Source organism: Micromonospora deserti (genome assembly GCF_003236335.1).
Classification (GTDB): Bacteria; Actinomycetota; Actinomycetes; order Mycobacteriales; family Micromonosporaceae; genus Micromonospora; species Micromonospora deserti.
This window is the reverse complement of sequence record NZ_POUB01000338.1, coordinates 1-5,665: the sequence shown is the minus strand read 5'-3', so window position 1 is coordinate 5,665 and position 5,665 is coordinate 1. Positions and strand designations below refer to the sequence as shown.

Below are 5,665 nucleotides of genomic sequence, written 5' to 3'. Positions count from 1 at the left end.
GTCTTCGCGCGGCGCGCGTCCTGGCAGCCGACGGCCAGCACGGCCAGGGCCACGGTGGCGGCCGCGCGCCGCGCGAAGACGACTGATCGGGACATCGGTCTCCTCGTTCGGGTGGGCCGCCCGAGGTGGACGGCGGGGCGGTCGGCCGGGCGCGGTGCCGGGTTCGGCCGGCGCGGGCGCCCGTCCTGGAAACGACTCGGCGCGCCGGCGGGACACGTCGGCCCCGATGTACCCCGGAGGCGGGCACCCAACCGTCCACCCGCCGTCACCGGTCGCCCTGGCCGGGCGCCGGTGGCCGTACCGCCGACAGCCGGGTGGGAACGACGGCGCCGCCGGCCCCCGGCGGGGGACCGGCGGCGCGGTCGGGGTCAGCCGACCGGGCGGAAGCGCCGCAGCCGGAGGCTGTTGGCGACGACGAAGACCGAGGAGAAGGCCATCGCGGCGCCGGCGATCATCGGGTTGAGCAGGCCGGCGGCAGCCAGCGGCAGGGCGGCGACGTTGTAGGCGAAGGCCCAGAACAGGTTGCCCTTGATGATGCCGAGGGTGCGCCGGGAGAGCCGGATCGCGTCGACCGCCGCCGTGAGGTCACCCCGGACCAGGGTCAGGTCGGCGGCCTCGATCGCCACGTCGGTGCCGGTGCCCATGGCCAACCCCAGGTCGGCCTGGGCGAGGGCGGCGGCGTCGTTGATCCCGTCGCCGACCATCGCCACGATCTTCCCCTCGGCCTGGAGCCGCCGGACCACGTCGACCTTGTCGGCCGGGAGCACCTCGGCGCTGACCTCGTCGATGCCGACCTCCGCGGCGACCGCCGTCGCCACGGTGGTGTTGTCGCCGGTGAGCAGCACCGGGGTCAGGCCGAGGGCGCGCAACCCGGCGACCGCTGCCCGGCTGGTCGGCTTCACCACGTCGGCCACCGCGAAGACGCCGCGGGCCCGCCCCTGCCAACCGGCGAGGACCGCCGTCCGCCCCGCGGCCTCCGCGTCGGTCGCCGCCCGCTCGACCTGCGGCGGTACGTCGAGGCCACGCTCGCGCAGCAGCCGCAGCCGGCCGACCACCACCTCGCGGCCGTCGACCGACCCGGTCACGCCGAGGCCCTCGACGTTGACGAAGCCGGTCACCGGCGTCAGCGCGCCCGCTTCGGCGGCACCGGCGGCGATCGCCTGGGCGATCGGGTGCTCGGAGGCGGACTCCAGGGCGCCGGCCAGCTGGAGCAGCTCGGCGCGGTCCTCGCCGGGGGCGGGGAGCACGTCGACCAGGGTCATCTTCCCGGTGGTGACGGTGCCGGTCTTGTCCAGCACCACGGTGTCCACCCGCCTGGTGGACTCCAGCATCTCCGGTCCCTTGATCAGAATGCCGAGCTGGGCTCCCCGGCCGGTGCCGACCAGCAGCGCGGTCGGCGTGGCCAGGCCGAGGGCGCACGGGCACGCGATGATCAGCACCGCCACCGCGGCGGTGAACGCGGCGCTGGCGCCCGCCCCGGTGCCGAGCCACCAACCGAGGGTGCCGGCGGCGAGGGCGATCACGATCGGCACGAAGACGCCGGAGATCCGGTCGGCCAGCCGCTGCGCGGCCGCCTTGCCGGTCTGCGCCGCCTCGACGAGCTTCGCCATCTGGGCGAGCTGGGTGTCCGAGCCGACCCGGGTCGCGGTGACCACCAGCCGGCCGCCCGCGTTGACGGTCGCGCCGACCACGGTGTCGCCCGGGCCCACCTCGACCGGCACGGACTCGCCGGTGAGCATGCTGGCGTCCACCGCCGAGGTGCCCTCGTCGACCACCCCGTCGGTGGCGATCTTCTCGCCGGGGCGGACCACGAACCGGTCCCCCACCGCGAGCTGGTCGACCGGGATCCGGGTCTCCACGCCGGCCCGGAGCACCGCGACGTCCTTGGCGCCGAGTTCGAGCAGGGCGCGCAGGGCCGCCCCGGCGGTCCGCTTCGAGCGGGCCTCGAAGTACCGGCCGGCGAGGATGAACACGGTCACCCCGGCCGCCGCCTCCAGGTAGATGTTGCCGGCGCCGTCGGTACGGCTGATGTCAAGGCTGAAGGGGTGGGTCATGCCGGGCATGCCGGCGTCGCCGAGGAAGAGCGCCCACAGCGACCAGCCGAACGCGGCCAGGGTGCCGAGCGAGACCAGGGTGTCCATGGTCGCCGCACCGTGCCGCAGGTTGACCCACGCCGCCCGGTGGAACGGCAGCCCGCCGTAGACCACGACCGGAGCGGCCAGCGTCAGCGACAGCCACTGCCAGTAGTCGAACTGCCACACCGGCGCCATCGCCAACAGGATCACCGGCACGGTCAGCACGACCGAGACCCACAGCCGGGTACGCAGCCCGCGCAGCTCGTCCACCGGCCCGCTGGCCCGCGGCGCGCCGGTCGGGACGGGCGGGGGTGGCAGGGCCGCGGTGTAGCCCGTCTTCTCCACCGTGGCGATCAGGTCGTCCGGCGTGACCGTGTCCACGTAGCGGACCGTGGCCTTCTCGGTGGCGTAGTTGACGGTGGCGCTGACGCCGTCCAGGCGGTTCAGCTTCTTCTCGATCCGAGCCGCGCAGGAGGCACAGGTCATCCCGCCGATCGCCAACTCGATCTGGTTCTGCGCCACCGGTAGTGGTTTCGCGGTGGATGTCATCGCAACCTCCGGTCAGTTGTGCCCGTGACCGGGGGCGCCGTGGTCGGCGTCGACGGTCGGTGCGCTCGGGGTGGTGGGCACGGTCGGGGTGGGCGCCGCGGTCGGCGCCGCGCCGCCGGGCGCGGCCGGAGCACCGGCACCGTGCGGGGTGCCGGCGACGACGGTGAACTCGGCCGTGCGCACCGTGCCGCCGTGCTTGAAGTCCAGGTAGAGCCGGTACGTGCCGGCAGATGGCACCTCGGCGGAGAAGGTCACGTCAGGGCCGGGTGTCGTCCGCCCGTCGCCCGGCGCGCCCTCCGGGTGCACGTGCAGGTACGCCAGGTCACCCTGCCGCAGTGCCACCAGATGCCCGTACGCGCCCAGGTAGGGCTCCAGGTCGGTGACCGGCACCCCGCCACGGCTCACGCGCAGGGTCAGCGCGGACGTGCGGCCCGGGTCCGGGGTGCCGGCGAGGGTGACGGTGTAACCGTCGACGGTGGTGCTGGTGGCGGGGGCCGGCAGCGGCCGGTCGGTCAGCGCCCCGGGGACGGTCACGTCGACACCGAGGGTCAGCGGCTCCCCGCCGGTGGGCGTGAAGTCGGCGAACGCCCGCCAGACGCCGGGCCCGCCCAGCGGCGAGGCGACCCGCCAGGTGCCGTCCGGGCCCAGCTCCGGGTGCACGTGCCGGAAGCCGGAGAGGTCCCGGCGGGTGACGATCAGGTGCATGGGCTTGTCGTGCGCCACGTCGTACGCGGTGACCGGTCGGCCGTCGGGGCCGGTGATCTGGAAGGCGAACTCGCCGGCCGGGGCGCCGACCGGGCGGAGGGTGTATCCGCGGTCGGAGACGAGCAGCCCACCGGGCAGGTGCGCGGCGCCGCTCTCCTCGCCCCCGTGCCCGGCCCCGCCGGCGGTCGCGTGGCCGCCGTCGGTGGCGTCGTGGCGGGTCTCGGCGGCCGGGGCCACGGGGCCGGCCACCTGGCCGACCCCGTACGCCGCGCCGAACACCGCCGCGATGCCGAGGGCGAAACCACTCAGCTTCGTCGCCGTGTTCATCGGTGCACCTCGGGTCTCTCCGTGCCGGCCGTCAGCTGCCGACGAGGTCGTAGCCGGCCTCGTCGACCGCGGCGCGCACGGTGTCGATGTCCAACGGGCTCTCACTGGTGACGGCGACCCGGCCGGTGGCCAGGTCGACCTGGACGTCGCTGACGCCCGGGATCGCGCCGACCTCGGCGCTGACCGAGCTGACGCAGTGCCCACAGGTCATGCCCTGCACCTGGTACGTCGTGGTGACCATCGGAACTCTCCTCTCACCGCCACCCATAATACCCCCTAGGGGTAATACGAGAACGGATGACCGCCTACTCGTCGCACCGGTACCCGGTGGGGGTATCGGCCGCACGAGGACCGTACCATACCCCCGAGGGGTACGCTATCCTCGGTCGCATGACCGCACCCACGCCCGCCCCCACCCGGGGCTACACCGCCAGCAAGGACCAACTGCTCGCCCGGCTGCGCCGCATCGAGGGACAGGTCCGCGGCATCGAGAAGATGGTCGACGACGACCGGTACTGCATCGACGTCCTCACCCAGATCTCCGCCATCCAGGCCGCCCTGGACAAGGTCGCCCTCGGCCTGCTCGATGGGCACGCCCGGCACTGCATGCACGAGGGCGCGGCCGAGGGCCGGGCCGACGAGATGGCCACCGAGATGATGGCCGCGGTCGGCCGCCTGATGAAGCGCGGCTGACCAGCGCCGTCCCGCACACACCCGCCGCCCGCCGGCACCACCTCTTCACCCCTTACGGCCCGTCCACCGGTCACCGACGCCCGTCGCCCGGGCGCGCCTGACATCAGGGGGCCCGGGCGACGGTGCGGCCGGCTCAGAGCCGGGCGAGGATCCTCCGCATCGTGTCGATCTCGGCTTGCTGGGCGCTGATGATCTGCTCGGCGAGGCTCTTCGCCTCCGTGTTCACGCCCCGGCTGAGCTCGTCCCGGGCCATCGTCACGGCGCCCTCGTGGTGGGCGATCATCATGGTCAGGAACAGCCGGTCGAACTCCCGACCCGAGGCCGACGCCAACCTGGTCATGTCCTCGTCGGGCATCATGCCGGGCATCCCGTGATCCACGTGCGGCAGCTCCGCGCCCGGCGAGGGCACGGGTCGGCCCCAGGCGGCCAACCAGCCGCTCATGGTGGCGATCTCCGGCGCCTGGGCGGCCTTGATCTCACCAGCCAGCCGCTTGACCTCCGGGTCGGCGGCCCGCGTCGCGGCCAGCTCCGACATCTCCACCGCCTGCCGGTGGTGCGGGATCATCATCTGGGCGAACATCACGTCGGCGTCACCGAACGCGGACGCGTCGGCGGACGTGGGGACACCCGTCGGGGTGGACATGGACTTGTCGTGCCCGGCGCCGGCGGGCGGGTGGTTCCCAGCCCCGCAGGCGGCCAGGGCGAGGGCGGCGGTCACGGTCACGCCGGCCAGGGCGGCACGGCGCGCGATGGTACGAGTGTTCACGGTTGAGCCTTTCGGTGTCGGAACGTACGCAGCAGGACGGGGACGCGGACCGGTGAGCTGGTCCGCGCCGAGGCGTCCTATCTGCGCAGCACCGAGACCGTGGCGAGCCGCAGACCGAGCGGCCGGTGCGGCGGCGCCCGGGGCGACGGGGACGGGCCGAGCGAGCTGCGGCCCTCCCGGCCCACGCTGGCGACGCCGGCCAGCAGGAGCACGGCGAGCAGCACCGACACGGCGAGCGCGCCGAGCACGGCGAGGCAGACCGCCCATCCCGGCAGCTCGCCGCCGCCGCCCTCCGAGAGCAGCCGGTGGCTGGGGGACCACCGGTCGGCCGGGAGCAGCCGATCCACGGCGCGGGCCAGGGCGGAGACGGCCTCAGCCACGGCGTGGGCGGACACGCCCGGACCGGGCACCGCTGGCGGGGGGTTGGCGGGCCCGTGCGCCCGATCAGCGGGCGCGGCCCGCGCGGGACCGGCCGGCACCGCGTGCGCCCGATCAGCGGGCCCGGCCCGCACGGAACCGGCGGGCACGGCGCTGGCTCTTATACACATCT

The 5,665-nt window shown here is 74.8% G+C and carries 5 protein-coding genes and 1 pseudogene; 1 reads left to right on the top strand and 5 read right to left on the bottom strand.

Annotation, left to right across the window (positions count from 1 at the left end):
• Positions 1–368: 368 nt before the first annotated feature.
• The 3 genes from C1I99_RS28615 to C1I99_RS28605 are packed head-to-tail and all read right to left on the bottom strand — an operon-like array spanning position 369 to position 3,897.
• The gene (locus tag C1I99_RS28615; protein WP_111137315.1) at positions 369–2,624 is read right to left on the bottom strand and encodes a heavy metal translocating P-type ATPase; all 2,256 of its coding nucleotides are present in this window, start codon (positions 2,622–2,624) and stop codon (positions 369–371) included.
• 12 nt (positions 2,625–2,636) lie between these two features.
• A complete protein-coding gene (locus tag C1I99_RS28610; RefSeq protein WP_111137314.1) occupies positions 2,637–3,656 on the bottom strand; it encodes a DUF8832 domain-containing protein in 1,020 nt (339 codons plus the stop codon).
• A gap of 31 nt (positions 3,657–3,687) precedes the next feature.
• Positions 3,688–3,897 carry a heavy-metal-associated domain-containing protein gene (locus tag C1I99_RS28605; protein ID WP_111137313.1) on the bottom strand — a complete coding sequence of 70 codons (210 nt, stop codon included), beginning with the start codon at positions 3,895–3,897 and terminating at the stop codon, positions 3,688–3,690.
• A gap of 149 nt (positions 3,898–4,046) precedes the next feature.
• Here C1I99_RS28605 and C1I99_RS28600 point away from each other — a divergent pair, with 149 nt between their 5' ends.
• Entirely contained in the window at positions 4,047–4,349 is a 303-nt protein-coding gene (locus C1I99_RS28600) for a metal-sensitive transcriptional regulator (protein ID WP_111137312.1), read from the top strand.
• Between the two features lie 133 nt (positions 4,350–4,482).
• Here C1I99_RS28600 and C1I99_RS28595 read toward each other — a convergent pair whose 3' ends face one another.
• Both C1I99_RS28595 and C1I99_RS34310 read right to left on the bottom strand, forming a co-directional pair.
• A complete protein-coding gene (locus tag C1I99_RS28595) occupies positions 4,483–5,115 on the bottom strand; it encodes a DUF305 domain-containing protein (protein ID WP_233512766.1) in 633 nt (210 codons plus the stop codon).
• Between the two features lie 77 nt (positions 5,116–5,192).
• Positions 5,193–5,665 (bottom strand): annotated as a pseudogene (locus C1I99_RS34310) (hypothetical protein); the annotation flags it as partial.

What these genes read in the sequence shown, in the direction of transcription:
- C1I99_RS28615 (WP_111137315.1), bottom strand. Translation starts at nt 2,624, where the DNA reads ATGACATCCACCGCGAAACCACTACCGGTGGCGCAGAACCAGATCGAG.
- C1I99_RS28610 (WP_111137314.1), bottom strand. Translation starts at nt 3,656, where the DNA reads ATGAACACGGCGACGAAGCTGAGTGGTTTCGCCCTCGGCATCGCGGCG.
- C1I99_RS28605 (WP_111137313.1), bottom strand. Translation starts at nt 3,897, where the DNA reads ATGGTCACCACGACGTACCAGGTGCAGGGCATGACCTGTGGGCACTGC.
- C1I99_RS28600 (WP_111137312.1), top strand. Translation starts at nt 4,047, where the DNA reads ATGACCGCACCCACGCCCGCCCCCACCCGGGGCTACACCGCCAGCAAG.